Source organism: Photobacterium sp. (assembly GCF_033720175.1).
Classification (GTDB): domain Bacteria; phylum Pseudomonadota; class Gammaproteobacteria; order Enterobacterales; family Vibrionaceae; genus Photobacterium.
This window is the reverse complement of record NZ_JAWWDA010000010.1, coordinates 41,048-67,177: the sequence shown is the minus strand read 5'-3', so window position 1 is coordinate 67,177 and position 26,130 is coordinate 41,048. Positions and strand designations below refer to the sequence as shown.

The following is a 26,130-nucleotide window of genomic DNA, read 5'->3' as shown; positions in this document are numbered from 1 at the left end:
CTGCTTGCAGAAGATCTTATTTGACCCGATGCAGGCTTGGATCTTCATTACAATCACCTTCCATACAGTGACCATACAGATATAGGCTATGGTTAGTCAGACGTACATTGAAATTTGACGCGATCTCTTTTTGGCGTTGTTCGATGATTTCATCAGAAAACTCGATAACTTTGCCACAATCGAGACAAACCAGATGGTCGTGATGATGTTGAGTCGCGAGTTCGAAAACGGATTTACCGCCTTCGAAGTGGTGGCGCGTTACAATGCCGGCATCATCAAATTGGTTTAGTACGCGGTAAACCGTCGCCAAACCAATTTCTTCACCAATATCGATCAGTTTCTTATACAAATCTTCAGCACTAATGTGTTGGCAGTCAGGTTTTTGCAGCACTTCTAGGATCTTAAGGCGTGGAAGTGTAACTTTTAAGCCTGCTTGCTTAAGCGCTTGATTATTATCTGACATTCGAGTTTCCTGTTGGCTATCCGCAAAAAAAAAGCTGAGATAGTCTTTCGCATATCTGCTCATTATAAGTGACCACAGGGTAACAATAAACCTTAATAAGAAATGAATCTATGAGATATGTAACTTTTCTTTAGTTTATGAAAATGTTGGGTATTTGTATTTGCATGTCATCGATATACGCAGATTAGTAATCTAATAAGTTAAACGGATACGGTATAACGAAAAAGTACGCTATCGCTGGAAGGACGAAACTGCAAATGAAGAGGCAGGTTTTTAGGATGAGGAAAATATCTGATTGAGCAGTAGAAAAACGCGCCTGTTTGGCGCGTTTCATTATTTTTCGAAGAGGTTTGGGTATAAACGGCTACGAATTAGTCAGCTAATTCAGCAAGGCACATTTCTTCGTAAATTTGCTTAACCCATTTTTCAACGCGTTCTTCAGTGAGTTCTGGCTGGCGATCTTCGTCAATACATAGGCCGACAAAGGTGTTGTCGTCAACCAAAGCTTTAGACGCTTCAAACTCAAAGCCATCCGTTGGGAAGTGGCCAACAATCGTTGCGCCGCGCGCTTCAACGATATCACGAACAGTCCCCATGGCATCGCAGAAGTACTCTGCGTAATCTTCCTGATCACCACAACCAAAAATAGCGACAAGTTTGGTTGAGAAGTCAATACCTTCAAGCTCAGGGAAGAAGTCATCCCAATCACATTGTGCTTCGCCGTAGTACCATGTTGGGATACCCAGAAGCAGTAGATCAAAATTATCGATATCTTCTTTGCTGCTTTTCGCGATATCTTTTACTTCAACCAGGTTTTTACCTAGTTGTTTCTGAATCATTTTCGCGACAGCTTCGGTATTACCTGTGTCGCTACCAAAGAAGATTCCTACACTCGCCATAGTAGAGATTACCCGTATATTAATTATTGGCCGTTATTATACCGATCTCGCTAATTAAGTGAACAACCCAGCGTTGCATCAGCCGTCTGTTAACGAGTTAAATTGTTGAGGACATCGCGATTGAGCATTGAAACAAGCGATTACGTCAATCAGATAGGGTTGGTCCGAGATTGACCAAGACAATCATTGCTGCTCGTAATTATCTGCTTATCAAGATTTAACTTAGGCCGGTACCTTCCCAGAAAAGCTGAATGAGCCCCTTGGTAATAAAGCCTGCACAGCCTAAGAATAGCACCAGCCAAACGATCTTACGGCCAAATGGTGGAACGTTGCCTTGTTTCAAGACGTCTTTTATAGCCATGCCGATAAAGAAGAAGATTGCTGCAAATAATAAATCTAGCCCGATAGACTCAAGCAAATCCATGTATTCATATAGCATACTTATCCCTGACAATATTTTAACTAAGTGCAGACTATAACATGACTGTAACGTTAAAGGCGCTGTAAAAAGGTGAGAATGATCCGATTCACGGTTTCTGGTTTTTCGGCATGCAGCCAGTGGCCGGTATTTGCCACCATATGGGCTTTTGCCTGTGGAAATTGTTTTGAAATCGCTTCGCGGTGTTCCGGTAAAATGTATTCAGATCCTTGACCTTTGATGAATAAAGTCTTGCCGTCAAACGGTGGCAGTTCATTCCAACCCATAATGGTGTCGTAATTGGCAATTAATCCTTCAACATTAAAACGCCAGCGGTAACCGTTTTCGCTTTTAGCAAATGACTTCAGCAAAAACTGCCGAACACCCGGTTCGATAATATGCTGGGCCAGGTAAGTCTCAGCTTCACTGCGGCTACTCACGGTATGATTTGCCACCTCACGCAGACCGGCAAAGACATTTTGATGGCGATGTACCAGATAATGAACCGGCGCGATATCAAGTACGATAAGGTGATTCATCCGCGCTGCAGCTAATTCCGTCAGCGCCATCGCAACCTTGCCGCCCATTGAATGCCCTATCACTGAGAATCGCTCTATATCTAACTGTTCAACGACGGTTAAGATGTCACCAGCCATTTCGTGATAGGTGAAAGTTTCAGTGTGAGGGGATTGGCCATGATTACGAAGATCGATGCTGATCACTTTGTAATTATCTTTCAAGGCTCTGGCGAGCAGCCCCAGATTGTCTGAACTGCCAAACAAACCATGGATCAAAATGACCGCATCACCCTGGCCTTCAACACGATAATGAAGATTCACTGACTATTTTCTCTTATTAGGTATGGTATTTACCGTAGAGTATAACCCCGGTTCACGTTATAATCTCACCGTGATTTTTAAACGGAACGATAATGAACACTACGATGAAGACTATTGAAGTAGACGAAGAGCTATATCGTTATATCGCCAGTCAAACCCAGCATATCGGCGAAAGCGCATCCGATATTTTGCGTCGTTTACTATTGATGACTGATGAGCAACAACGTGAGGTTGTGCTGCCTGTGCGTCCTAAAGGTATCGTGGTAAGCAAAGATGCGGGTAATGAGCCAAGAATAGATCGCGTGAAAGAAATGCGATCTTTGCTTATTTCTGATGAATTTGCGGCACAAGAGAAAGCGATAGGCCGTTTTATGCTGATCTTGTCTTCACTTTATCGCATCGATCCGGAAGGCTTTATTGAAGCTGCTTCGATTAAGGGTCGTACCCGCGTTTACTTTGCTGATAACGAAGAAACTTTACTTGCGAGTGGTAAAACGACCAAGCCGAAAGTTATTCCAGAAACTCCTTTCTGGGTGATCACGAATACCAATACAGATCGCAAACGGCAGATGGTTGATCAGTTTATGGCCAAAATGAGCTTTAATGCTGAGATTATCGAAAAAGTGTGCGGTGAAATATAACAGGCAATATGCCTTTCGTTTACAAGGATAAGTTAATGGCGATCCATCCTCGTGCTGGCCAACGCGCTCAGCAAGAAGATATGCATAATATCCCTGCATTAGTTGCAAACTATTTTCTCATTGAGCCGAGTGCTTCAAATCCACAGCAGCAAGTTGCCTTTGGTACTTCTGGTCATCGTGGAACGGCTGATAAAGGCACGTTTAACCAGCATCATATCTGGGCGATTGCGCAGGCGGTTGCTGAAGTGCGTGCTGAAAATGGTGTAACAGGTCCACTTTTCTTAGGTAAAGATACCCACGCATTATCAGAGCCTGCATTTACTTCAACCTTAGAAGTACTGGTTGCTAACAATGTCAGGGTTGTGATCCAGGAAGGTAGAGGCTATACCCCAACCCCAGGTGTTTCCCACGCGATTCTTTGCCACAACGAGGCAAATGCTGATAAAGCAGATGGCATTGTGATCACACCGTCTCACAACCCGCCTCAAGATGGTGGTATTAAATACAATCCTGTGCATGGTGGCCCCGCGGAAGGTGAGTTGACTTCTGCCATTGAAAAACGCGCCAATGAAATCATAGCCAATGGCCTGGTGGATGTTAAGCGTGTCTCTATCCAAGCTGCTTTTGCCAGCGATTTGGTTGTTGAGAAAGAGCTTGTTGCACCTTATGTTGACGACCTGGTCAATGTTATCGACATGGCAGCGATCCAAAAAGCGAATCTGAAAATTGGTGTTGATCCGCTTGGCGGTTCCGGTATCGAATACTGGCGTCAAATTGCGGCCCATTATGGTCTTGATCTGACATTGGTTGATGAATCTATCGACCCTTCATTCCGTTTTATGTCTCTCGACAAAGATGGTGTGGTACGTATGGATTGTTCTTCACCCTATGCAATGGCTGGGCTTCTCGCACACAAGGACAATTACGACTTAGCGTTTGGTAACGACCCTGATTATGATCGCCACGGTATTGTAACCCCTGCAGGCTTGATGAACCCTAACCATTTCTTAGCCGTTTCTATTGATTACCTGTACCGCCACCGTCCGGAGTGGAGCCAAAATGTTGCGGTTGGTAAAACATTAGTTTCAAGTGCACTGATCGACCGTGTTGTGGCTGATCTTGGCCGCGATTTGTGCGAAGTGCCCGTTGGCTTCAAATGGTTCGTTGAGGGATTGTACTCTGGCAAGCTTGGCTTTGGTGGTGAAGAAAGTGCCGGCGCCTCGTTCCTGCGTATGAATGGTACGCCATGGTCAACAGACAAAGACGGTATTCTGCTGTGTCTGCTTGCGGCAGAAATTACGGCAGTAACAGGTAAGAACCCGCAACAATACTACGACGAACTTGCTGCTAAGCATGGTGCCTCTGAGTATAACCGTCTACAAGCGGTGGCTAATGGTGAGCAGAAAGCGATCCTGAGTAAGTTGTCTCCTGAGATGGTTGCCGCTGAAACGTTAGCGGGTGATGCGATTACTGCACGCCTGACGCATGCGCCAGGCAACGGTGCGGCGATTGGTGGTCTGAAAGTCACGACTGATAACGGCTGGTTTGCTGCTCGTCCGTCAGGAACGGAAGATATTTACAAGATTTATTGTGAAAGCTTTAAAGGTAAGGACCACTTGAGCCTTATTGAAAAAGAAGCACAAGAAATTGTCAGTAAAGTCTTCGCTGATGCTGGCTTGTAATCCATTGTTAGCCTATTAATTACGCACAGTTATTAGCTAAAAATAGAGAAAACGCCCTCATTTAAACCATTGAGGGCGTTTTTTTATGGATGGAGATTTTTATATACTTTCATTCTGTGGCCAGTGATCGGGTACCACAAACCATACCTGATTATCAGCCGATACTGCCTGAGTCGGAGTGGTCAGCTTATTAATATCCAGCAGTTTTGACAGCTGATCATAGCGGGGCGGTGCTAACCATTGTGGCTTATCCAATATCTTTAATGGCATTTTTCCGGTCAGGATCTCATTTAAGTGAGAACGAAAACACCACCGGCCCGTTAATACGTTGGGGTTAATCGCTATTTCAGAACCCTGTTCGCGATCATTCTGGGAGCAAAACAAGCGGCCTTGCATGATCAGTCGTTTTACTTTTGGTTGACCGTACACACCTTGTAATTGCTCCTTATAAGCAGGATGCTCACACAGCATCAGCTGATGCTCAACCATCCGGGCTATCTTTTTATCAAGTCGATCGGCCGCATTCGGCCCCAGCCATTGTTTCTGATAAGCGAGATAAAATTTAATCGCAACTTCCCAATGCTCAAGTTGGTTGGTTTGCTGATTCAAAACAAAAAAGTCGATAGCCCCTAACGTTTTATGGTGCCAATGGAGTTGGATTTCTTCGGCAACTAACTGATAGTGAGGATGGGCTTCAATGATTTGCTGCCATAACCATTGGTAATAAAAGCCGAGACGCCTGTTTCCTTGATAGGGGGTGACTTCAGGTATCAACGCATTTTCTCTAAAATGGGCAAACCATGCCTCATCGACCTGGTAAGGTGTATTGAGAGTAAGAGGCGGGCAATGCAAAACTGCCTTGATGTTGTTTTCATATTGCTGGTGGTTTGTTGCGTCATTGTAAATAAACGACATCTTTATTCTCAGTGTCTTCTTTTTGCTCGAATATATCTTATTAATAGCCCAACATGGTCGATAATTAAACTGTATGTCATAGTGTTATTACAGTAAATGGATTAAAGTAATAACAGGTTAGACCAGTTTCAGGGGGCAAAATGTACACTCGATTTCCACTTTACAGCATCATCTTACGCCGTACTTTCGTTGTGTCTGCCGGAGTTCTGTCATTTCCGGTTGTTGTCTTCTTGCCGATCTCACTACGCTCACGATTTTACAGTTATCTCCACCGTGTCTGGTTGAAAACAAGCACAAAACCGGTCTGGTTAAAACAGACTGAACACGGTGCCAAAGAGCTTTTCTAATGTGAGAATCACATGTTCTAACATATTGAAAAGGCTGCAGCGGTGCAGCTTTTTTGCTATTTGGTATAAGCTGGTGGTCGATTTGATATAAAATATTGGTGACTGGAAAAAAGGATCAATAATGAATAACCTGAAATTGGAAACAGCATTAAATGCGCTGCTAAGTCCGCACCTGATCAAAGATTACTGCCCGAATGGCTTGCAGATTGAAGGTAAGTCAGAAATCAAAAAAGTCATTACCGGTGTTACTGCCTGCCAGGCATTGATTGATCGCGCGATTGAAGTAAACGCTGATGCCATTCTGGTACACCACGGTTTTTTCTGGAAAGGAGAGCCTGCTGAAATCCGAGGGATGAAATTCAAGCGTATTAAAGCACTGATTGAAAATGGCATTAATCTCTATGCCTATCACCTGCCGTTAGATGTGCACCCCGAATTGGGTAACAATGCGCGGTTAGGGCAGCTACTGGATTTTGAAGTCCTCGGTGGATTAGAAGAGGGCAATCCGCACTCTGTTGCCATTTACGGTCAGCTGGATGAAGCGGTGAGTGGTGAAGATCTTGCTTCTCGCATTGCGATTGCCCTGCATCGCGAACCCTTACATATTGGCGATAATGCACCGGCAAGTATTAAAACTGTCGGTTGGTGTACTGGAGGGGGGCAGGATTTTATTGAGCTGGCTGGTCAAAAAGGGCTTGATGCTTTTATATCTGGTGAGGTTTCAGAGCGAACCGTTCATATCGCGCGTGAAATGGGTATTCACTATTTCAGTGCCGGTCATCATGCTACCGAACGTTATGGCATAAAAGCCTTAGGGGAGTGGTTGGCCAGAGAGCATCAGTTGGAAGTGGGGTATATTGATATTGATAATCCGGTTTAGCATTTAAGTTGCGAGTGACGAGAATCAAGTTTCTCGTCACTCGCTTTTTCTAGTTACTCTCTTTCGTGAATAGGCTGAAATTCACGCTGAAGCTTACCGGTATAAAGCTGACGTGGTCGGCCAATACGGTTGGTTGGGTCATCATGCATTTCGCTCCAGTGCGCAATCCAGCCAACGGTGCGTGACATCGCAAAAATAACGGTAAACATCGAAATAGGAATACCGATCGCTTTCAGGATAAGACCAGAGTAGAAATCCACATTCGGATACAGTTTTTTGTCAATAAAGTACGGATCGGAAAGCGCGATGCGCTCCAGTTCCATCGCGATGTCAAGGAGTGGGTCCTGAATATTCAGCTCGTCTAAGACTTCATGACATGCTTCACGCATTACTGTGGCGCGTGGGTCATAGTTCTTATAAACGCGGTGACCGAAGCCCATAAGGCGGAATGGGTCATCTTTATCTTTCGCTCGCTCAACAAACTCAGGGATCTTATCAACGCTGCCAATTTCTTCCAGCATTTTCAGGCATGCTTCATTCGCACCACCATGCGCTGGACCCCATAGTGAGGCAATGCCCGCCGCAATACATGCAAATGGGTTGGCACCAGAAGAGCCGGCAAGACGGACTGTCGAGGTAGATGCGTTTTGTTCATGATCGGCATGCAGAGTAAAGATTTTATCCATTGCACGGGCAACGACAGGGCTGACTTCATACTCTTCACATGGGGTTGCGAACATCATGTGTAGAAAGTTCTCAGCGTAATCGAGATCGTTTCTTGGGAAAATGAATGGTTGACCGATTGAATACTTGTAACACATTGAAGCCAGTGTCGGCATTTTTGACAACAGGCGGAATGCCGTGATTTCACGGTGTTCATCATTATTGATATCTAGTGAATCATGGTAAAACGCCGCTAAGGCTCCAACCACACCACACATTACTGCCATAGGGTGAGCATCACGACGGAAGCCGTGGAAGAAGCTGGCAATTTGTTCATGGACCATGGTATGACGGGTAACCGTGGTTCGGAATTGCTGATACTCGTCGCGTGTAGGGACATCGCCGTATAAAAGTACGTAGCAGACTTCTAAATAGTCAGCGTTATTGGCTAATTGGTCGATAGGGTAACCGCGGTGAAGCAGAATACCTTTGTCACCATCAATGTAAGTAATTTGAGATTCACATGATGCAGTGGCTAGAAAACCAGGGTCGAATGTAAAGTAACCGTGAGCGCCAAGTTTACGCACATCAATGACTTCTGGCCCTTGGGAGCCCCCGATAATCGGCAGTTCGATAGGTGCTTTCCCTTCAATGTGAAGAGTAGCTTTCTTATCTGCCATAACAATCTCCTTTGCTATTTTTATAATCCTGATCCAAGACGGATGTATGCTAGTTGTACCGTTTGCCACGGCAGTTGTCAATTTTCGTGGTTTTTTGTATGCGCTTGTTAACAACTTTGAAGTAAATGGTACAAATATCTCAAATCGTGTTAGAGGTCATGTAACACGATTTGTGTTTGGTTGTTACGGGGCGTATACTCGCGGCAGGTCTCTGGTTATGCTGATGCCAGAAGTTAATGGATAAGTTATCAACAATATTAGTCACTTAGGTTGAAGGTTTTTTTTTGTCATTAAAAGCACAAAACTGCAACCAAAGGTTATGGGATTGTTACTCTTGTTCGTTGGCATAGCACTGAGCCGGAGAGTTTAATAAAAATAATATGCTTCAATGGAGCTGAGTGGGCAAACACGTGAAAGTTAAAAAGCCAAGACCTGTCAACCTCGACCTACAGACGATTCGCTTCCCTATTACGGCGATTGCGTCGATCTTACACCGTGTATCAGGCGTTATTACGTTTGTTTCTGTTGCAATTCTACTTTGGTTATTAGGCCTTTCCCTTTCTACCCCGGAAGGTTTCGCAAGTGCTGCCAACATTGTTGACAGTTTTTTCGTGAAATTCATTCTGTGGGGAGTGCTGACGGCATTGTTTTATCACATTGTGGTCGGTGTGCGTCATTTACTAATGGACATGGGATATTTTGAAGAAATGGATACCGGCATTGCGAGCACCAAAGTGAGCTTCGCAATTGTAGCGGTTCTTGCCGTCTTCGCCGGAGGCCTCGTATGGTAAACAATGTATCAACAGTCGGACGTAATGGTGTTCACGATTTTATCCTGATCCGCGCGACGGCAATCATCTTAACCTTTTACACCATCTATATGGTTGGATTTTTCGCCTTCGGCTCGGATCTGAGCTACGAAACCTGGACCGCTTTTTTTGGCAAGCTGAGTACCAAGGTCTTCACCATGCTGGCGTTGCTGTCAATTCTTATCCATGCCTGGATTGGCCTCTGGCAGGTGCTGACTGACTACATCAAGCTTGCGACATTGCGTGCGGGCATTCAGTTTGGCGTTGTCGTGGTCCTTTTTGTTTATCTGTTTTCAGGTTTCTTCATTTTGTGGGGTGTGTAAGTGAGCATTGCAGTTCGTGAGTTTGATGCCGTTGTAATCGGTGCCGGTGGTGCAGGTATGCGCGCCGCACTGCAAATTTCTGAACAAGGCCTTAAATGTGCGTTGTTATCTAAAGTCTTTCCTACCCGTTCCCATACTGTGTCAGCACAAGGGGGAATTACCGTTGCGCTAGGTAACTCGCACCCTGATAACTGGCAATGGCACATGTATGACACGGTCAAAGGATCTGATTATATTGGTGATCAGAATGCCATTGAGTATATGTGCCAGAATGGCCCCAAATCTGTAATTGAGCTTGAACAGATGGGCCTTCCTTTCTCTCGTTTTGATGACGGTACCATTTATCAGCGCCCGTTTGGCGGTCAGTCAAAAGCATTCGGCGGTGAACAGGCGGCACGTACTGCCGCTGCGGCTGACCGAACCGGCCATGCACTTCTTCATACGCTGTACCAGCAAAACATCAAACACAAAACGACGATTTTCTCTGAGTGGTACGCGCTGGATCTGGTAAAAAACCAGGATGGGGCCATTCTAGGCTGTACCGCACTTTGTATGGAAACCGGCGAGATCTGTTATTTCAAATCAAAAGCAACCATTCTGGCGACAGGTGGTGCAGGCCGCATCTATGCGTCGACGACCAATGCCCATATCAATACCGGTGACGGTGTCGGTATGGCGCTACGTGCCGGTGTGCCGATGCAGGATATCGAAATGTGGCAATTCCATCCTACGGGTATTGCTGGTGCCGGTGTTCTGGTGACGGAAGGTTGTCGCGGTGAAGGGGGGTATCTCCTCAATAAAGACGGTGAGCGTTTCATGGAACGTTATGCGCCTAATGCAAAAGATCTTGCCGGCCGTGATGTTGTTGCCCGCTCAATGATGGTTGAGATCCGCGAGGGGCGTGCTTGTGATGGTCCTTGGGGGCCGCATATTAAACTGAAGCTTGATCATCTGGGTAAAGACGTACTCGAATCTCGTCTGCCTGGTGTGTGTGAGCTGTCTCGTACATTTGCCCATATTGACCCGGTTAAAGAGCCTATTCCCGTCATACCGACTTGTCACTATATGATGGGCGGCGTGCCAACTCAGGTTTCGGGACAGGCACTGAAGCAAAATAGCGCAGGCATTGATGAAGAAGTTCAAGGGTTGTTTGCCTGTGGTGAAATCGCTTCTGTTTCGGTTCACGGGGCCAACCGTCTTGGAGGAAACTCGCTGCTTGACCTGGTGGTCTTTGGTCGTGCGACAGGTCTTCATCTTGGCGAGACGCTGGCAGCACAATCGGAGGCCCGTCCAGCAACAGAGTCAGATATCGAAGCATCGCTTGCACGTGTTAACCGCTGGAATTCAACCCAGAAAGGTGAAAATCCAGTGCAAATCCGTAAAGATTTGCAGCAGTGCATGCAGAACAACTTCTCGGTATTCCGGGAAGGTGAAGCCATGGCGAATGGTTTAGCGGAACTCAAAGTTATCCGCGAGCGTTTGAAAGAAGCACGCCTGGATGATACCTCTACCGAATTTAACACTCAGCGTATTGAGTGTTTGGAACTTGATAACCTGATGGAAACGGCATACGCGACCGCGGTTGCGGCAAATTTCCGTACGGAAAGTCGTGGTGCCCATGCTCGCTTCGACTTCCCTGAGCGTGATGATGAGAACTGGCTATGCCATTCAATTTACAACCCCGAGACAGAAGAAATGTCCAAGCGGGCGGTAAATATGGAGCCTATTCATCGCGAAGCATTCCCACCGAAAGCTCGCACATACTAGGGAAGGGAAGAAAGATGAACCTGAATTTCTCAATTTATCGTTACAATCCAGATGTTGATAATGCCCCCCATATGAAGGGCTATAACCTGGAAGTACCTGATGGCTCTGACATGATGGTACTGGACGCACTTATTCTGTTGAAAGAGCAAGACCCAAGCTTGGCTTTCCGTCGTTCATGCCGGGAAGGAGTGTGTGGTTCTGATGGTCTTAACATGAACGGTAAAAACGGCCTGGCATGTATCACGCCGCTCTCGGCACTGACGGGCGAAAAGACCATTGTTATTCGGCCGTTACCGGGATTACCTGTTGTTCGTGATCTGATCATTGATATGGAACAGTTCTATATCAACTATGAGAAGGTGAAGCCATTTCTTGTTGATGATGGTGTGCAGCCTCCGGCACGTGAAAACTTGCAATCCCCGGAAGATCGCGCGCATCTTGATGGTCTGTATGAATGTATAATGTGTGCATGTTGTTCGACATCATGTCCGTCATTCTGGTGGAACCCTGATAAATTCATCGGACCCGCAGGCTTGTTGGCAGCCTATCGCTGGCTAATTGATAGTCGGGATAATGCTACCGAGGAACGATTATCGGATCTTGACGATGCTTTTAGTGTTTTTCGTTGCCATGGCATCATGAACTGTGTAAATGTTTGTCCTAAAGGGTTAAATCCGACAAAAGCGATTGGTCATATTAAATCAATGCTGCTAAAACGTGCGGTATAAATAAATTGAATTATCGATATGCTGGCCTCCTGATTTTTACATTCAGAGGTCAGCTTTTAAGCCCGGCCAAGAGGTCGGAGTAAATGGCGATAACTAGTGGTTAAGGGAAAACAATGCAGAACGGCGTTATGAAGGCATGGCTTGAGTCTTCACACCTAGCTGGCGCCAATGCGACTTATGTAGAAGACCTCTACGAGTTGTATCTTAGCGACCCGGAATTAGTTGATGAACAATGGCGAGGCGTTTTTAGCGACTTGCCGGTAGTGAATGAAGCGGTGGTTGAACAGCCTCATTCTCGTATTCGTGATTATTTCCGACGTCTGGCAAAAGAAACAACTCATCTAAGCGCTACCGTCAGTGATCCAGATGTGGATGCCAAGCAGGTTAAGGTGTTGCAGCTCATTAATGCATACCGCTTCCGCGGGCATCAACATGCAAACTTAGATCCCCTGGGCTTGTGGCAACAGGAACGAGTTTTAGAATTAGAACCTGAATTCCACAACCTAACGGCAGATGATTTTAACGAAAGCTTCAATGTCGGCTCTTTTGCCGTCGGCCAAGAAACAATGAAGCTGTCCGAAATCTACGATGCACTCAAGAAAACCTATTGTGGTTCAATTGGTGCAGAGTACATGCATATTACCAACACCGATGAGAAACGTTGGGTTCAGCAACGTCTCGAATCCGTCGTTGGTACGGGCACATTCAGTAAAGAAGAGAAGCAGTGTTTTCTGGAAGAGTTAACGGCTGCGGAAGGTCTTGAGCGTTATCTTGGCGCAAAATTCCCTGGTGCAAAACGTTTCTCATTGGAAGGTGGTGATGCACTGATCCCGATGATGAAAGAGCTGATCCGCCATGCGGGTTGCCAGGGTATTCGTGAAGTTGTTGTTGGTATGGCCCACCGTGGTCGCCTTAACATGCTGGTCAACGTGCTGGGCAAGAAGCCGCAAGACTTGTTTGATGAGTTTGCGGGTAAGCATGGCGAAAGCTGGGGGACGGGTGATGTGAAATACCATCAGGGTTTCTCTGCTGATTTCGCAACGCCCGGTGGTGATGTGCACTTGGCATTAGCGTTTAACCCGTCTCACCTCGAAATTGTTAACCCTGTTGTAGTGGGCTCTGTTCGCGCACGCCAGGATCGTTTAGGCGATACCGATGGCTCGAAAGTGCTTCCTATCACTATTCATGGTGACTCGGCAATTGCAGGGCAGGGCGTGGTGGCTGAAACATTTAACATGTCTCAGGCTCGTGGTTATAGTGTTGGCGGTACTGTACGTATCGTTGTCAATAACCAGATTGGCTTTACTACTTCAAACCCGCATGATATGCGTTCAACAGATTATTGTACTGATATCGCGAAGATGGTGCAGGCACCTATTTTCCACGTCAATGCTGATGACCCGGAAGCGGTGGCTTTTGTCACCCGCATTGCGTTTGATTTCCGTAATACGTTCAAGCGTGACGTTGTTATCGATCTCGTCTGTTATCGACGTCATGGCCACAATGAAGCTGATGAGCCGAATGCCACTCAGCCATTGATGTACCAGAAGATTAAGAAGCACCCTACTCCACGTAAGATTTACGCTGATGCATTAAGCGATGGCAGTAGTGTGGATCTGGAAACCGCAACGGGCCTTATCAACGAATACCGTGATGCACTTGACCGCGGTGAATGCGTGGTGAAAGAGTGGCGTCCGATGAAGCTACACTCTGTTGACTGGTCTCCGTACCTCGGACATGACTGGACAGTCGATTGGCCAAGCAAAGTTGATAGTAAGCGGCTTCACGAGTTAGGTCAGCGTATCTGTCAGTTCCCTGAAAGTCATAAGCTTCAGAGCCGAGTACAGAAACTGTATAACGATCGTTTATCAATGCTTGCGGGCGATAAGCTTGTTGATTGGGGGATGGCTGAAACATTGGCTTATGCCACCTTGGTCGATGAAGGTAATCGTATTCGTATTACGGGCCAGGATTCTGGCCGGGGTACATTCTTCCACCGTCATGCAGTACTGCATAATCAAGAAGATGCAAGCACTTACGTACCTCTGGCAAATCTGCATGATAAGCAAGGTCCGTTCGAAGTTATTGACTCGGTGTTATCTGAAGAAGCGGTGTTGGCCTTCGAATATGGCTATGCGACGGCAGAGCCCGGCGGCCTGACTATCTGGGAAGCGCAGTTTGGTGATTTCGCCAACGGTGCACAGGTCGTTATCGATCAGTTCATCAGTTCTGGTGAGCAGAAATGGGGACGTATGTGTGGTTTAACCATGCTGTTGCCACACGGTTATGAAGGCCAGGGGCCGGAACACTCCTCTGCACGCCTTGAGCGCTACCTGCAACTTTGCGCAGAGCAAAATATGCAGGTTATCGTACCGTCGACGCCGGCACAGGTTTATCACATGTTGCGCCGTCAGGTTGTTCGTCCGATGCGTCGCCCGATGATCGTGATGTCACCGAAGTCGTTGTTACGCCACCCTTTGTGTGTATCAACAATGGAAGATTTAGCTGAGGGGACGTTTAAGCCTGCTATCGGGGAAATCGATTCTCTCGATCCGACGCAAGTCAAACGGGTTGTCTTCTGCTCAGGCAAGGTCTATTACGATCTTCTTGATCAACGTCGCAAAAACGAACAGACAGATGTTGCCATTGTGCGGATTGAACAGTTATACCCGTTCCCTAAAGATGATGTTGAAGCTACGTTAGCCGATTATCAGCATGTCACTGACTTCATTTGGTGTCAGGAAGAGCCACAAAATCAAGGCGCTTGGTATTCTAGCCAGCATAACTTCCGCTCTGCGTTGCCGAAAGGTGCTGAGCTGAACTATGCAGGCCGCCCGGCATCTGCATCACCGGCTGTAGGTTACATGTCGGTTCACTTGAAACAACAGAAAGCGTTAATTGAAGACGCTCTGACAATCGCCTAATAAGAGCTGGAAAAAAGGACAAAGCCGATATGACAATCGAAATTCTGGTTCCCGATTTACCTGAATCAGTTGCTGATGCAACCGTGGCAACTTGGCATAAACAGCCTGGTGATACCGTTACACGTGATGAAGTTCTGGTGGATATCGAAACAGACAAAGTGGTGCTGGAAGTTCCGGCACCGGAAGATGGTATTTTAGAAGCAATTCTTGAAGACGATGGTACAACGGTTTTATCCAAGCAATTAATCGGCAAGATCAAAGCTGGTGTGGTTGCTGGTGAACCAACGAAGGATGTACCGACAGAAGCGGAGGCATCGCCGACCAAGCGTAGTACCGCTTCTTTAAGTGAAGAGACTAGCGAAGCCTTAAGCCCGGCGGTCCGTCGTCTGCTTGGTGAGCACAGCATTCAAGCATCAGCAGTGAAAGGTACCGGTGTCGGTGGCCGTATTACACGTGAAGACGTCGAAGCCTTTTTGAAGCAAGATAAAGCCGCTCCGGTAACTGCCGCCCCGGCCGTTGAGGCAAAAGTAGAAGCACCGCTGGCACAGCGCAGCGAAAAACGTGTTCCTATGACGCGTTTGCGTAAGCGTGTCGCTGAGCGTCTGCTTGAAGCGAAAAATAGCACCGCAATGCTGACCACGTTCAACGAAGTAAACATGAAGCCAATCATGGATCTTCGTAAGCAATATAAAGATATATTTGAAGAGCGCCATGGCATTCGCCTGGGCTTTATGTCTTTCTACGTCAAAGCGGTTGTGGAAGCGCTGAAGCGTTATCCTGAAGTCAATGCTTCGATTGATGGTGATGATATTGTTTATCATAACTTCTTCGACGTAAGCATTGCTGTGTCGACGCCTCGTGGCCTGGTGACTCCGGTACTTCGTGACTGTGACAAGCTTAGCCTCGCTGAAATCGAGAAAGGGATCCGTGAACTCGCTGTCAAAGGCCGTGACGGTAAGCTGACGGTTGATGAGCTGATTGGCGGTAACTTCACAATCACTAACGGTGGGGTATTTGGTTCACTGATGTCGACACCAATCATTAACCCGCCACAAGCCGCCATTTTGGGCATGCATAAAATTGCTGACCGCCCAATGGCCATTGATGGAAAAGTAGAAATTCTGCCAATGATGTACCTGGCACTGTCTTATGACCACCGTTTGGTTGATGGCCGTGAGTCGGTAGGGTACCTGGTGACAATTAAAGAATTATTAGAAGATCCAACCCGTCTGCTCCTAGACGTTTAATACCTGTTTTGCAGCTTAAGCCGGACTGGCTCAACGTCCGGCTTACATTAGGCTGCCAGGTATCACTGACGAAGAAATACCCAAGAGTATTTCAAATGGATATAACAGTCCCAAAGGGATATGAAATGGATAGAACATATGAATCTGCATGAGTATCAGGCAAAACAGCTTTTCGCTGAGTACGGACTACCAGTTCCAGAAGGCTATGCTTGTGACACTCCGCAAGAAGCCGCAGAAGCTGCGGGTAAAATCGGTGGTGACAAGTGGGTTATCAAATGTCAGGTTCACGCTGGTGGGCGTGGTAAAGCTGGTGGTGTTGAACTACATAACACGAAAGAAGGGCTGAAAGAATTTGCCCAAAAATGGCTGGGTAAAAACCTGGTGACTTACCAGACAGACGCCAATGGCCAGCCGGTTACAAAAATCCTGGTCGAAGAAGCATCAAACATTGTTAATGAGCTGTATCTGGGCGCGGTGGTTGATCGCGCTTCTCGTCGTATTGTTTTCATGGCATCGACTGAAGGTGGTGTTGAAATCGAGAAAGTGGCGGAAGAAACACCTGAGCTGATCCACAAAGCGGCAATTGATCCATTGGTTGGCCCGCAGCCATATCAAGGTCGTGAGCTGGCTTTCAAGCTTGGCTTGAAAGGGGATCAAATTAAGCAGTTTACAAAAATCTTCCTCGGCCTTGGTAATATGTTTGCTGATTACGATTTGGCGCTACTTGAAATTAACCCGCTGGTCGTGACGGGTGATGGCAGTCTCGTTTGTCTCGATGGTAAAATTAACATTGACTCAAATGCAATGTACCGTCAGCCAAAACTGCGTGATATGCATGATTCATCTCAGGAAGATAAACGTGAAGCACATGCCGCACAGTGGGAATTGAACTATGTAGCGCTTGACGGCAACATTGGTTGCATGGTTAACGGTGCTGGTCTGGCAATGGGGACGATGGATATCGTCAACCTGCACGGCGGCCATCCTGCAAACTTCCTGGATGTTGGTGGTGGTGCAACAAAAGAGCGTGTCACAGAAGCATTTAAAATTATCCTGTCAGACAGCAACGTAAAAGCAGTACTGGTAAATATTTTTGGCGGCATCGTGCGTTGTGACCTTATTGCAGAAGGTATCATTGGTGCAATAGCTGAAGTGGGCGTTGAAGTACCGGTTGTTGTCCGCCTTGAAGGCAACAATGCAGAAGTCGGTACGGCTAAGCTGGCTGAAAGTGGTCTGAATATTATAGCTGCGACTTCCTTAACTGAAGCAGCAGAAAAAGTTGTTGCTGCAGCGGAGGGTAAATAATGTCAGTTTTAATCAATAAAGATACCAAGGTGATCTGTCAGGGCTTCACGGGTGGCCAGGGTACGTTCCACTCAGAGCAGGCGATTGCGTACGGTACGAAAATGGTTGGCGGTGTATCACCAGGCAAGGGGGGAACGACTCACTTGGGCCTGCCGGTTTTCAATACCGTTCGTGATGCGGTTGAAGCTACTGGCGCAACGGCAACGGTTATCTATGTGCCCGCCCCTTTTTGTAAAGATGCGATTCTGGAGGCCATCGATGCTGGTCTTGAGCTGATCATTACGATTACGGAAGGCATTCCGACACTGGATATGCTGGATGTCAAAGTGCGTCTTGATGAAGCTGGCGTGCGTATGATTGGCCCCAACTGTCCGGGAGTGATCACCCCTGGCGAGTGTAAGATTGGTATTATGCCTGGCCATATCCACAAACCGGGTAAAGTCGGTATTGTCTCCCGCTCTGGTACCTTGACGTACGAAGCTGTCAAGCAAACCACAGATGAAGGTTTCGGCCAGTCTACTTGTGTCGGTATTGGCGGTGATCCCATCCCCGGCTCTAACTTCATTGACGTGCTGGAAATGTTTGAGAAAGATCCCGCGACGGAAGCAATCGTGATGATTGGTGAGATAGGCGGTACTGCCGAAGAAGAAGCGGCAGCTTACATCAAAGAGAACGTTACTAAGCCTGTCGTTGCATACATTGCAGGCGTTACGGCACCTCCGGGTAAGCGGATGGGTCACGCCGGTGCCATTATCTCTGGCGGTAAAGGTACAGCAGAAGATAAATTTGCGGCCCTTGAAGAAGCGGGTGTTAAGACGGTGAAAAGTCTGGCCGAGATCGGTAAAGCACTGCGTGAAGTCACAGGCTGGTAATTAATACCCATTGGTTCATCGGGGAAATAGTCCCGGACTAGGCATCAGATCTTGTTTTAAAAACCCGCCAGCTGGCGGGTTTTTTTGTGGGCATAGCAAAAGCAAAATAAAGCGAGTGCGGAGGTTAGGTTATTTTTCGGCACGCTTTAGCTGGCTTAGCATGAACATTCCTGCTGCGGCAACGACCACAGACGGGCCTGCCGGTGTATCATAATGCCATGACATGGTCAGGCCAATGACGACTGCAACCGCGCCGATAGCAGAAGCTAAACCAGCCATAAATTCTGGACTGCAGGAGAAACGACGAGCCGTGGCGGCCGGGATGATCAGCAGCGAAGTGATGATCAGCGCCCCGACAAACTTCATTGCGACAGCGATAACCATACCGACCATCAGCATCAGCAAGAGCCGCATCAAGTCAACATTTACCCCTTCAACTTGCGCCATGTCCTCATTGATGGTCATGGAAAGCAGAGGGTGCCACAGGGTAAACAGTGCGATCAGCACCAGCAATCCACCGCCGTAAATCCATAACAGATCTGTCGTGGTGACGGCTAATAAGTCACCAAACAGATAGGCCATCAGATCGATACGAACATGGTCAAGAAAACTGACTGCGACTAAACCCAGCGATAACGCACTGTGGGCAAGAATACCTAACAAAGTATCGGTGGCGACGTATTTTTGTTTCTGTAAGCTGACCAGAATGACGGCCAACACTAAACAGCAAATGATCAGGGCCAGGTTAAGGTTGATATCAAATAAAAAACCTAATGCGATACCCAACAGCGAGGCGTGGGACAGGGTGTCACCAAAATAAGCCATCTTGCGCCAGACGACGAATGAGCCTAATGGGCCTGCCAGTATGGCAATTCCAATACCTGCGGCAAGGGCTGGAAGAAGAAACTCAAGCATTATGATCACCGTGTTGTTTTTTATTATGCTGGCATGGTCCTACAGGGCTACCTGTAAGATCGTGTTCATGATTATGATGGTGATGGTATAAAGCCAGTTGCTCACTTTGTTGCTGACCAAATAAAGCCACGTAGGAAGGATGGCTGGTGATGGTGTCGGGTTCACCCGAGCAGCAAACATGATGGTGGAGGCAAATGACATTATCGGTTTTTGCCATGACTAAATGCAGATCATGCGAAACCATCAAGATGGCGCAGTTGAGCCTATCTCGCAGAGACTGAATTAAGCTATAGAGTTCCAGCTGGCCATTCACGTCAACACCTTGTACCGGTTCGTCTAAGACCAGTAGATCGGGTTTTTGCAGCAGTGCCCGGGCCAGCAGAATCCGTTGCATTTCTCCTCCTGATAATGAATGCATATCACTGTGCTGAAGGTGGATACCTCCGACAAGGCTCAATGCTTCGATTATGGCATCCTCTTTGTACCGGCCCGCTAATCGCATGAAACGATCTACCGTTAAAGGCATAGACGTATTAAGTTGCAGCTTTTGCGGAACATAGCCAATACGAACTCCCTTCTGACGAAGCACTTTTCCTGAGGTGGGTTTGCGCAAGCCCGTGATCACCTTAACCAAAGTTGATTTACCTGCCCCGTTAGGCCCGATTAAAGTGGTGATTTGACCTCGTTCAAGCTTCAGAGAAACTTGATCCAGGACATGCCGCTCAGCAAATGCGACGGTAACCGACTGTAGTTCAATTAGTATTGTCATAAGAAAAATAGGCTGTCTTGAAAGAATGCAGAAAAGGAGTTTGCCAAAATGAGATGTTATAATATAACATTCAATTTCTTATTGGTATTCTTTAATTATATTAGGCATTGTTTAATGGACATTGTTATGCGTCGCTTTACTTCATGGTGCAGTATTGTTGCACTGGTACTTACTGGCTCTGCCTTTGCTAACGAAGAGAAAGTTTTTTCAGTGGTTACAACGGTAAAACCGCTGAATATGATAGTACAGGATCTGACTGCTGGCATAACCCGCAGTGACGCATTGCTACCACCTGGCACCTCACCGCATGATTATGCGTTACGCCCTTCTGATATGAAAAAGTTGCGAGATGCAGATTTAGTGATCTGGGTGGGGCCTGAGCTCGAAATGTTTATTGCCAAAATGGTTGAAGGTAAAGAGAACAGTCTGGCGTTAACTGAACAGCACTCTATTGATTTCCGCCATTATGAGCATGCTGTTGAGAATGATCACGATGATCACAATCACAACCATGACGGTATTGATCCACACCTTTGGTTGGGGCCAAAACAAGCAATTCAGGCTGCAAATGTGATCACGAAGGCGCTTGTTCAACATGATCCATTGCATAAAAAGGGGTATGAGGATAATCTCACGATGTTCATTTCAGAGGTCAATCAAACCGTCTCTGAACTGAATAATAAACTCAAACCATTAGCAGATCATGGCTACTTTGTTTTTCATGATGGCTATGGCTACTTTGAAGAACAATTCGGACTGAATAATCTTGGACATTTCACGGTTGAACCAGATCGACGACCGGGTGCAAAGACGTTGATTTCAATACGTCGAGCGTTGCAAGATCAACAAGCTTTTTGTGTATTCAGTGAACCCCAGTTTTCTCCTGCTGTAGTCAGTAGTGTTGTTAGTGGTACTGGCGTTAAAATAGGAACTCTTGACCCAATGGCAACTGAGATTGCAGAGGGCGAGGGTGGGTATGCACGTTTTCTTACAGAATTGGGTGCGAGTTTTACCAAGTGTCTTGAATAATGAAATTGTATAAGGTTGCGGTCTCTTCAATAAAAAAGTTACCTCGTCAGCATCGGATTGCGTTAGCCTCAACCTCTCTGTTGGTGATGGCTGCACTTATGTGGCAGCCATCAAAACAAACGTTTCAGTCATCAAGTTCTCAACGCGCTGCACGGGTTGAAATTGAGCTGCCACACGAGAAAGTAGATGTCTTATCAGATCAGAATAGTGAGCCGTTGGGCGCTGAACTGGATCCGGATGACCCTGAGTTTTCAGCGCCAAAAGATGCGCTTGAGCAGAAATTAGAACAAGTTACTGACGTTGCTCATAAGCATAAAATTACGTCAGGTGAAACATTAGGTTCAATTTTCTCGCAATACGCACTGCCTATTTCTGATATGTACCGACTGATCAAGGTCAACAAGTCGATTCAGAACCTTCGGGTAGGACAGACCATAGAATGGTCTGTTAATGATGGTGGGCAGGTAAAAGAATTTAATATCCAGCGCAGTAAAAAAATCACCGATAGCTATACCTTGGCTGACAAGGGCTACCATTTTAAGCAGATTGAAGAAAACGGTGTGATTAAACCTGTCTTTTTAACCGGAAGGATTACAGGAAGCTTCTATAATTCCGCGCTTGCCGCTGGCTTAACACCTAATCAGATTCAAACCTTAGTTCAGGTTTTACAATGGCGCTTTGATTTCGGTCGCGAAGTGCGTAAAGGCGATCGATTTGCCGTATCTGTAGAGCGTGAGTTCATTGATGGCAAGGCGGTGACTAAAGGTGAACTGAAAGCGCTTTACTATCTGAGCGATCATCGAGAAATTTTCGTGATGCGTCATAGCGATGATCAGTTTTATGATCCCGATGGCAATAGCTTAAATCGTGCATTGCGCCGTGTTCCATTAGCGAAGCGCTACCGTACCAGCTCGTCGTTTAATCCGACGCGTAAGCACCCGGTAACCCGTCGTATTTCGCCACATAACGGTACCGACTTTGCGACTCCGATTGGTACCCCGGTCTTGGCGGCAGGCGATGGGGTGGTGGTTAAAGCCAGTAAGCACCAACTCGCAGGCAACTATGTTGTTATCAAGCATGGTCGCGAATATATGACCCGTTACCTGCACCTTCATAAGTTGCTGGTAAAAGTTGGCGACCGAGTGACCATGGGCCAACGTATAGCATTAAGTGGTAATACCGGTCGTTCGACCGGTCCGCATCTTCACTTTGAACTCATCAAAAAGAACCGTCCGGTTAACGCAATGAAAGTACCGTTGCCTCAAGCGGAGCCTGTTCCCAGTAAAGCGCGTTCTGAATTTAAACAACTGGCTAATAGCGAAAGACAGAAATTACTGGCGGTGATGCCCGGTTAGTATGTTTTATTGAAAGGCTCGGGTACAAAAAAGCGCACAAGGTGCGCTTTTTTATGTTTGAGGCTGTAATTTATAAAACGACGCTTATATTAGAATCACCGTACGTATAATGGCCGAGCCATTAACGTACCCGTTTTGCGAGTTATTGGTGTGGCGCTGATATTACTGGCACTTAAGAATAAGAATAAGAATATGACTAAAGCCTATATTACTATTATTTGTCTGTTGGCTTCACTGCTTGGTGGGATCCCTGCCGCTAACGCTGGCGGGAATTACGCTTTTTATCCATTACCTCACCAAGAGCAGGGAAGTCTTGTTTCGGCACTCAAAATCATTAATAACACCAACGGTGGTTTGTGGTTTGTTGATGTTTACGGGGAGCTGATTTTTTATGATGGTCGTATTCTGCATAGTACTGTTGACGGGCAAGGCAATATCGTTAAGGGGGTAACGGATGCTGTTATGGTGAACCAGGCGCTTTGGTTAATCAAAGATGGCGAAGCTTTTCATTACTCTCCGGCAGAAACCCGGTTACGTAATCTCAATATCAGTCAGCTTCCACTGAAACATGTTATTCGCAAAGATGGAGAAGTTTGGTTTGCCAATGACCAAGGTCTTTATCTCGTGACGGAAGATCAGGCACATCCGGCATTTTTCAGTTTGCCGGAAGGCTTTATTGTTACGGGTTTGTACCTTGCCGGTGAGTCACTGTTTGTTGCCGGAGAAAGCGGTCTTTATGAATTTAAAGAGCATCAGCGGATTGAGCCCATGAGATACCCTGAACAGAAGGTGACGGCGGTTTATGCTGATAAAACCAATCAGCTCTGGGTGGGTACCAATGAAGGACTTTTCTTGAATCACAGTGAAAAGCCATATGTGTTTAAAGAACGCAAACAACTAAGTCATCATTATATTTCGAGTCTTTCTGAAACAGATTCAGGATTGTGGATTGGTACCAAGAAAGGGTTGAATCTGCTCGAATTTGAGAGCCATGAATTGCATCATTTTCTAGCCCGCCGGCATGATGTTTTTTCCATTGATGGTGATCAGATCCAGGCCTTGCACCGTGATGAGCAAGGGGCCTTATGGATAGCATCCAATAATGGGGTCAACTATTTTCCTAATATCACGACTTTATTTAAACGTCTACGTTACGGTATGCAGCCAGATCTGATTCAGGCAGGACAAATCAATGATGTGCTCGAATTGCCCGACGGTGATATCTGGCTGGCGACTGATCTGGGGCTGGTTGAACTGAATGCCGAGCTTGATATTGTACGCCAGATTACCACTCTGGGAGTCGTTAACCATATAGCTTACCGCAACAATGAACTATGGATCGCAACTGAACGTGGGCTGAAGGTTTTTTCACTATCGAGCAATAAGCAGGTTTCTTATCAATTGCCTCCTTGGTTTAACAATAAGCACGTTGTCAGCATTATGGTTGATCATTATGAATCGGTCTGGATTGGTATGCGATCAACCTTGTATCGCTACTGGCCCGATAGCCAGGAGTTGGTTTCATTTGGCAGTCATTGGCAGCTGGACCCGAAGGGGGATGAGCTGGCCACTATTCTCTTTGAAGATAGTGCAAAACAAGTATGGATAGGAACGGATTATGCGCTGTATCGTTTCGATGCCGGACGCCTTCAAGTTATTGAGCAAACCCGGGGGCAAGGCGGGGTTTTAGATTTATATGAAGATCAGATGGCGCAGCTTTGGATTGTAAACAATCATAGTTTGCAGTTTTCACCGGATTTGAAAAACTTGCAACCATCCATCATCGAGCTTATGGGTCAGCGAGCCAATCCTTATTGCGTGGTGAGTGGTAATAAAGGCGTGTGGCTAGGCTCCAGTAAAGGCGTGTCATATTTTTCATTTAATGCGGACTTACGTCAGCATTTTGCACCGCCGGCAGGGGTCATTGAAAATGAATTTTATTCACAGGCGTGTGAGCGATTACTGTCGGGTAAGCTACTTTTTGGTGGCCGTGAGGGGCTGCTGGAAGTCACCCCTGATAAGTTACTTAAATCAGAAACTGAGTTATCGCAGGTGGTCATTGGCGAAATACAGGTTAACCATCAGTTACGTCAGTTTGCTGGTGCCAGCGAGGAGTTATTGCTTGTACCGTTTGGTGATCCAGTCAGTTTTAATTTAGGTGTTTTTCCCTTTTCCGGCCAGACTAAACTGCAATTTCGTTTGTCAGCGAATGAAGGTGACAGCTGGCATTCTTTGAATGGCTATTGGCTGAGCTTTGATAGCTTGCGACCGGGCAACTATACGTTAGAACTCAGAATTGATTCACTGCATAGTGAACGGCAACAAGTCACGGCATTTCCGTTTCAGGTTCTCAAGCCCTGGTACCTTTCTTATTGGGCTATGGGGACTTTCATCTTGTTACTCTGCGCAATTATAATGTTGTTGCTTTTCTGGTACTCAAAGAATGTTAAAGAACAAAACCTGCGTTTAAAACAAGCAGTCTTCCGTAAGACGGTTCGTATAGAGCGGCAAAAGCAGCAGCTTTATTCAAGTAATAAGCAGTTACAGCATATTTTAAGTATTCGTCAGAACTTCATGGCTCATTTATCTCATGAGTTGCGGACACCGCTAGCATTGATTTTGGGTCCGGTTAAAAAAATGCAGGAAGCTAACCAGGGAGAAGAAGCAGAGAAGTTCAGTATGATAGCCAGTAATGTTGAGCGTTCACTGCATCTGGCGGATCAGTTACTGACGAGGGATGCTCTGGGGTTTATTGAACCGGAAAAGCTCTGTGAGCAGTTAGTCAGTCCGATTCTTCAGGCCACGGTACTGAGCTGGCAGATGGAGGCGGATCAAAAAGATATTATTTTGTGTCTTGAGAATAGTACCGAAGGGGCCAATATTAAAATTGCCCCCTACCATTTAGAAATTATGGTCGGCAACCTGCTGTCAAATGCACTGAAATATAGTGCTATCAGAGGTTGTATTACCGTCGTGGCTAAAAACGATCGTGCCTATTTGACTATATCGGTGGCAGATACCGGTAAAGGGATGTCTGAAGATATTCGTGACAGTATCTTTACTCAGTATTTTAAGGAAGAATCTGAGTTCAACGTTGAATCCGGATTCGGACTCGGCCTGAGTACGGTGAAACAGCTGGTGGAACGTTACGGTGGTGACATCTCCGTTATTAGCTACCAGGGGGTTGGTAGTGAGTTTGTGCTGAAGCTTCCGTTATACCGACATGATAATACCGGCGATATGACAGTCGCTAATGACGGCCTGTACACCGATGATTTATCGCAGACAAAAGCGGGCTCTAACATTATGACTGAGCTGGCAACGCCGTGGGGTAAAGAAATCATGGCGCTGGTAGAGCAGCATTTCCATGATGCTGATTTTGGTACGGCTGCGGCGGCAAAGGCAATATTCACCTCTGAGGACAGTTTGCAGCGCAAGTTCATGCAAGAATTCAATATGTCTTTTAAAGATTATGTGCTTCAGTTTCGTTTTGAGCAGGCGCAAGTGATGTTGAAGCAAGGCGATAAGATTTCTGATGTCGCGTTAGCCTGTGGTTTCAATGATCCATCGTACTTTTGTGTCAGATTTAAAAATAGTTTTGGGATGACCCCATCGCAGTTTGTTGCGTCAGCTAAAGAGTGTGAAAAAATCCTGGAATAA

At 46.4% G+C, this 26,130-nt stretch carries 23 protein-coding genes; 15 read left to right on the top strand and 8 right to left on the bottom strand.

The window, feature by feature from the left end:
* Nucleotides 1-16: 16 nt before the first annotated feature.
* The 4 genes from fur to R3289_RS12740 form a co-directional block, all read right to left on the bottom strand.
* Nucleotides 17-463: a ferric iron uptake transcriptional regulator gene (gene fur / locus R3289_RS12755; RefSeq protein ID WP_318925989.1), complete on the bottom strand. Its 447-nt coding sequence runs from the start codon at nucleotides 461-463 to the stop codon at nucleotides 17-19.
* A gap of 371 nt (nucleotides 464-834) precedes the next feature.
* Nucleotides 835-1,362 carry a flavodoxin FldA gene (gene fldA, locus R3289_RS12750; RefSeq protein ID WP_318925986.1) on the bottom strand — a complete coding sequence of 176 codons (528 nt, stop codon included), beginning with the start codon at nucleotides 1,360-1,362 and terminating at the stop codon, nucleotides 835-837.
* A gap of 217 nt (nucleotides 1,363-1,579) precedes the next feature.
* Nucleotides 1,580-1,801 carry a DUF2788 domain-containing protein gene (locus tag R3289_RS12745; protein WP_318925985.1) on the bottom strand — a complete coding sequence of 74 codons (222 nt, stop codon included), beginning with the start codon at nucleotides 1,799-1,801 and terminating at the stop codon, nucleotides 1,580-1,582.
* 53 nt (nucleotides 1,802-1,854) lie between these two features.
* On the bottom strand, nucleotides 1,855-2,619 hold the full coding sequence (locus R3289_RS12740; RefSeq protein ID WP_318925983.1) for an alpha/beta fold hydrolase: 765 nt from the start codon (nucleotides 2,617-2,619) through the stop codon (nucleotides 1,855-1,857).
* 104 nt (nucleotides 2,620-2,723) lie between these two features.
* Between R3289_RS12740 and seqA the strand changes: the two genes are divergently transcribed.
* Both seqA and pgm read left to right on the top strand, forming a co-directional pair.
* Entirely contained in the window at nucleotides 2,724-3,260 is a 537-nt protein-coding gene (gene seqA / locus R3289_RS12735; protein WP_318926095.1) for a replication initiation negative regulator SeqA, read from the top strand.
* A 35-nt stretch (nucleotides 3,261-3,295) separates the two neighbouring features.
* Nucleotides 3,296-4,942, top strand: coding sequence for a phosphoglucomutase (alpha-D-glucose-1,6-bisphosphate-dependent) (pgm, locus tag R3289_RS12730; protein WP_318925982.1), 1,647 nt, complete (start codon nucleotides 3,296-3,298; stop codon nucleotides 4,940-4,942).
* A gap of 99 nt (nucleotides 4,943-5,041) precedes the next feature.
* Here the strand turns inward: pgm and R3289_RS12725 are convergent, their stop codons facing one another.
* The gene (locus R3289_RS12725) at nucleotides 5,042-5,857 is read right to left on the bottom strand and encodes a DUF1853 family protein (RefSeq protein WP_318925980.1); all 816 of its coding nucleotides are present in this window, start codon (nucleotides 5,855-5,857) and stop codon (nucleotides 5,042-5,044) included.
* A gap of 140 nt (nucleotides 5,858-5,997) precedes the next feature.
* Between R3289_RS12725 and R3289_RS12720 the strand changes: the two genes are divergently transcribed.
* Both R3289_RS12720 and R3289_RS12715 read left to right on the top strand, forming a co-directional pair.
* A complete protein-coding gene (locus R3289_RS12720; RefSeq protein ID WP_318925979.1) occupies nucleotides 5,998-6,204 on the top strand; it encodes a DUF2517 family protein in 207 nt (68 codons plus the stop codon).
* Nucleotides 6,205-6,325: 121 nt separating this feature from the next.
* Nucleotides 6,326-7,084 carry a Nif3-like dinuclear metal center hexameric protein gene (locus tag R3289_RS12715; RefSeq protein WP_318925978.1) on the top strand — a complete coding sequence of 253 codons (759 nt, stop codon included), beginning with the start codon at nucleotides 6,326-6,328 and terminating at the stop codon, nucleotides 7,082-7,084.
* A gap of 53 nt (nucleotides 7,085-7,137) precedes the next feature.
* Here R3289_RS12715 and R3289_RS12710 read toward each other — a convergent pair whose 3' ends face one another.
* The gene (locus R3289_RS12710; protein ID WP_318925977.1) at nucleotides 7,138-8,427 is read right to left on the bottom strand and encodes a citrate synthase; all 1,290 of its coding nucleotides are present in this window, start codon (nucleotides 8,425-8,427) and stop codon (nucleotides 7,138-7,140) included.
* A 398-nt stretch (nucleotides 8,428-8,825) separates the two neighbouring features.
* Between R3289_RS12710 and sdhC the strand changes: the two genes are divergently transcribed.
* The 8 genes from sdhC (at nucleotide 8,826) to sucD (ending at nucleotide 18,402) form a co-directional block, all read left to right on the top strand.
* Complete coding sequence (sdhC, locus tag R3289_RS12705; protein ID WP_318925975.1) at nucleotides 8,826-9,218, top strand: succinate dehydrogenase cytochrome b556 subunit; 393 nt, start codon at nucleotides 8,826-8,828, stop codon at nucleotides 9,216-9,218.
* Nucleotides 9,212-9,559, top strand: a complete 348-nt coding sequence (sdhD, locus tag R3289_RS12700) for a succinate dehydrogenase, hydrophobic membrane anchor protein (protein WP_318925973.1) — start codon at nucleotides 9,212-9,214, stop codon at nucleotides 9,557-9,559. The genes sdhC and sdhD overlap by 7 nt, the downstream gene beginning before the upstream one ends.
* Complete coding sequence (gene sdhA / locus R3289_RS12695) at nucleotides 9,560-11,326, top strand: succinate dehydrogenase flavoprotein subunit (protein ID WP_318925971.1); 1,767 nt, start codon at nucleotides 9,560-9,562, stop codon at nucleotides 11,324-11,326.
* Between the two features lie 14 nt (nucleotides 11,327-11,340).
* Complete coding sequence (locus R3289_RS12690; RefSeq protein WP_318925970.1) at nucleotides 11,341-12,054, top strand: succinate dehydrogenase iron-sulfur subunit; 714 nt, start codon at nucleotides 11,341-11,343, stop codon at nucleotides 12,052-12,054.
* Between the two features lie 113 nt (nucleotides 12,055-12,167).
* Nucleotides 12,168-14,978 carry a 2-oxoglutarate dehydrogenase E1 component gene (gene sucA / locus R3289_RS12685; protein WP_318925968.1) on the top strand — a complete coding sequence of 937 codons (2,811 nt, stop codon included), beginning with the start codon at nucleotides 12,168-12,170 and terminating at the stop codon, nucleotides 14,976-14,978.
* Nucleotides 14,979-15,007: 29 nt separating this feature from the next.
* The gene (gene odhB, locus R3289_RS12680; RefSeq protein ID WP_318925966.1) at nucleotides 15,008-16,225 is read left to right on the top strand and encodes a 2-oxoglutarate dehydrogenase complex dihydrolipoyllysine-residue succinyltransferase; all 1,218 of its coding nucleotides are present in this window, start codon (nucleotides 15,008-15,010) and stop codon (nucleotides 16,223-16,225) included.
* Between the two features lie 138 nt (nucleotides 16,226-16,363).
* A complete protein-coding gene (gene sucC / locus R3289_RS12675) occupies nucleotides 16,364-17,530 on the top strand; it encodes an ADP-forming succinate--CoA ligase subunit beta (protein ID WP_318925964.1) in 1,167 nt (388 codons plus the stop codon).
* Nucleotides 17,530-18,402, top strand: coding sequence for a succinate--CoA ligase subunit alpha (sucD, locus tag R3289_RS12670; RefSeq protein WP_318925963.1), 873 nt, complete (start codon nucleotides 17,530-17,532; stop codon nucleotides 18,400-18,402). The genes sucC and sucD overlap by 1 nt, the downstream gene beginning before the upstream one ends.
* A 129-nt stretch (nucleotides 18,403-18,531) precedes the next feature.
* Here sucD and znuB read toward each other — a convergent pair whose 3' ends face one another.
* Both znuB and znuC read right to left on the bottom strand, forming a co-directional pair.
* On the bottom strand, nucleotides 18,532-19,317 hold the full coding sequence (gene znuB / locus R3289_RS12665) for a zinc ABC transporter permease subunit ZnuB (RefSeq protein ID WP_318925961.1): 786 nt from the start codon (nucleotides 19,315-19,317) through the stop codon (nucleotides 18,532-18,534).
* Complete coding sequence (gene znuC, locus R3289_RS12660) at nucleotides 19,310-20,086, bottom strand: zinc ABC transporter ATP-binding protein ZnuC (RefSeq protein ID WP_318925960.1); 777 nt, start codon at nucleotides 20,084-20,086, stop codon at nucleotides 19,310-19,312. Before znuC ends, znuB begins: the two co-directional genes overlap by 8 nt.
* A 114-nt stretch (nucleotides 20,087-20,200) precedes the next feature.
* On the opposite strand from znuC, the gene znuA reads away from it, so the two are divergent.
* The 3 genes from znuA (at nucleotide 20,201) to R3289_RS12645 (ending at nucleotide 26,130) form a co-directional block, all read left to right on the top strand.
* Complete coding sequence (znuA, locus tag R3289_RS12655) at nucleotides 20,201-21,115, top strand: zinc ABC transporter substrate-binding protein ZnuA (protein ID WP_318925959.1); 915 nt, start codon at nucleotides 20,201-20,203, stop codon at nucleotides 21,113-21,115.
* Nucleotides 21,115-22,470: a murein DD-endopeptidase MepM gene (gene mepM, locus R3289_RS12650; protein WP_318925958.1), complete on the top strand. Its 1,356-nt coding sequence runs from the start codon at nucleotides 21,115-21,117 to the stop codon at nucleotides 22,468-22,470. Before znuA ends, mepM begins: the two co-directional genes overlap by 1 nt.
* Nucleotides 22,471-22,662: 192 nt before the next feature.
* Nucleotides 22,663-26,130, top strand: a complete 3,468-nt coding sequence (locus R3289_RS12645) for an ATP-binding protein (protein WP_318925956.1) — start codon at nucleotides 22,663-22,665, stop codon at nucleotides 26,128-26,130.

Bases quoted from the DNA above. Each gene is read 5' to 3' on its own strand.
- R3289_RS12745 (WP_318925985.1), bottom strand. From the start codon at position 1,801: ATGCTATATGAATACATGGATTTGCTTGAGTCTATCGGGCTAGATTTA.
- znuC (WP_318925960.1), bottom strand. From the start codon at position 20,086: ATGACAATACTAATTGAACTACAGTCGGTTACCGTCGCATTTGCTGAG.
- fur (WP_318925989.1), bottom strand. From the start codon at position 463: ATGTCAGATAATAATCAAGCGCTTAAGCAAGCAGGCTTAAAAGTTACA.
- R3289_RS12720 (WP_318925979.1), top strand. From the start codon at position 5,998: ATGTACACTCGATTTCCACTTTACAGCATCATCTTACGCCGTACTTTC.
- R3289_RS12645 (WP_318925956.1), top strand. From the start codon at position 22,663: ATGACTAAAGCCTATATTACTATTATTTGTCTGTTGGCTTCACTGCTT.
- sucD (WP_318925963.1), top strand. From the start codon at position 17,530: ATGTCAGTTTTAATCAATAAAGATACCAAGGTGATCTGTCAGGGCTTC.
- pgm (WP_318925982.1), top strand. From the start codon at position 3,296: ATGGCGATCCATCCTCGTGCTGGCCAACGCGCTCAGCAAGAAGATATG.
- R3289_RS12710 (WP_318925977.1), bottom strand. From the start codon at position 8,427: ATGGCAGATAAGAAAGCTACTCTTCACATTGAAGGGAAAGCACCTATC.
- sucA (WP_318925968.1), top strand. From the start codon at position 12,168: ATGCAGAACGGCGTTATGAAGGCATGGCTTGAGTCTTCACACCTAGCT.
- znuB (WP_318925961.1), bottom strand. From the start codon at position 19,317: ATGCTTGAGTTTCTTCTTCCAGCCCTTGCCGCAGGTATTGGAATTGCC.
- sucC (WP_318925964.1), top strand. From the start codon at position 16,364: ATGAATCTGCATGAGTATCAGGCAAAACAGCTTTTCGCTGAGTACGGA.
- sdhD (WP_318925973.1), top strand. From the start codon at position 9,212: ATGGTAAACAATGTATCAACAGTCGGACGTAATGGTGTTCACGATTTT.
- odhB (WP_318925966.1), top strand. From the start codon at position 15,008: ATGACAATCGAAATTCTGGTTCCCGATTTACCTGAATCAGTTGCTGAT.
- seqA (WP_318926095.1), top strand. From the start codon at position 2,724: ATGAAGACTATTGAAGTAGACGAAGAGCTATATCGTTATATCGCCAGT.
- mepM (WP_318925958.1), top strand. From the start codon at position 21,115: ATGAAATTGTATAAGGTTGCGGTCTCTTCAATAAAAAAGTTACCTCGT.
- R3289_RS12715 (WP_318925978.1), top strand. From the start codon at position 6,326: ATGAATAACCTGAAATTGGAAACAGCATTAAATGCGCTGCTAAGTCCG.
- fldA (WP_318925986.1), bottom strand. From the start codon at position 1,362: ATGGCGAGTGTAGGAATCTTCTTTGGTAGCGACACAGGTAATACCGAA.
- znuA (WP_318925959.1), top strand. From the start codon at position 20,201: ATGGACATTGTTATGCGTCGCTTTACTTCATGGTGCAGTATTGTTGCA.
- R3289_RS12725 (WP_318925980.1), bottom strand. From the start codon at position 5,857: ATGTCGTTTATTTACAATGACGCAACAAACCACCAGCAATATGAAAAC.
- R3289_RS12690 (WP_318925970.1), top strand. From the start codon at position 11,341: ATGAACCTGAATTTCTCAATTTATCGTTACAATCCAGATGTTGATAAT.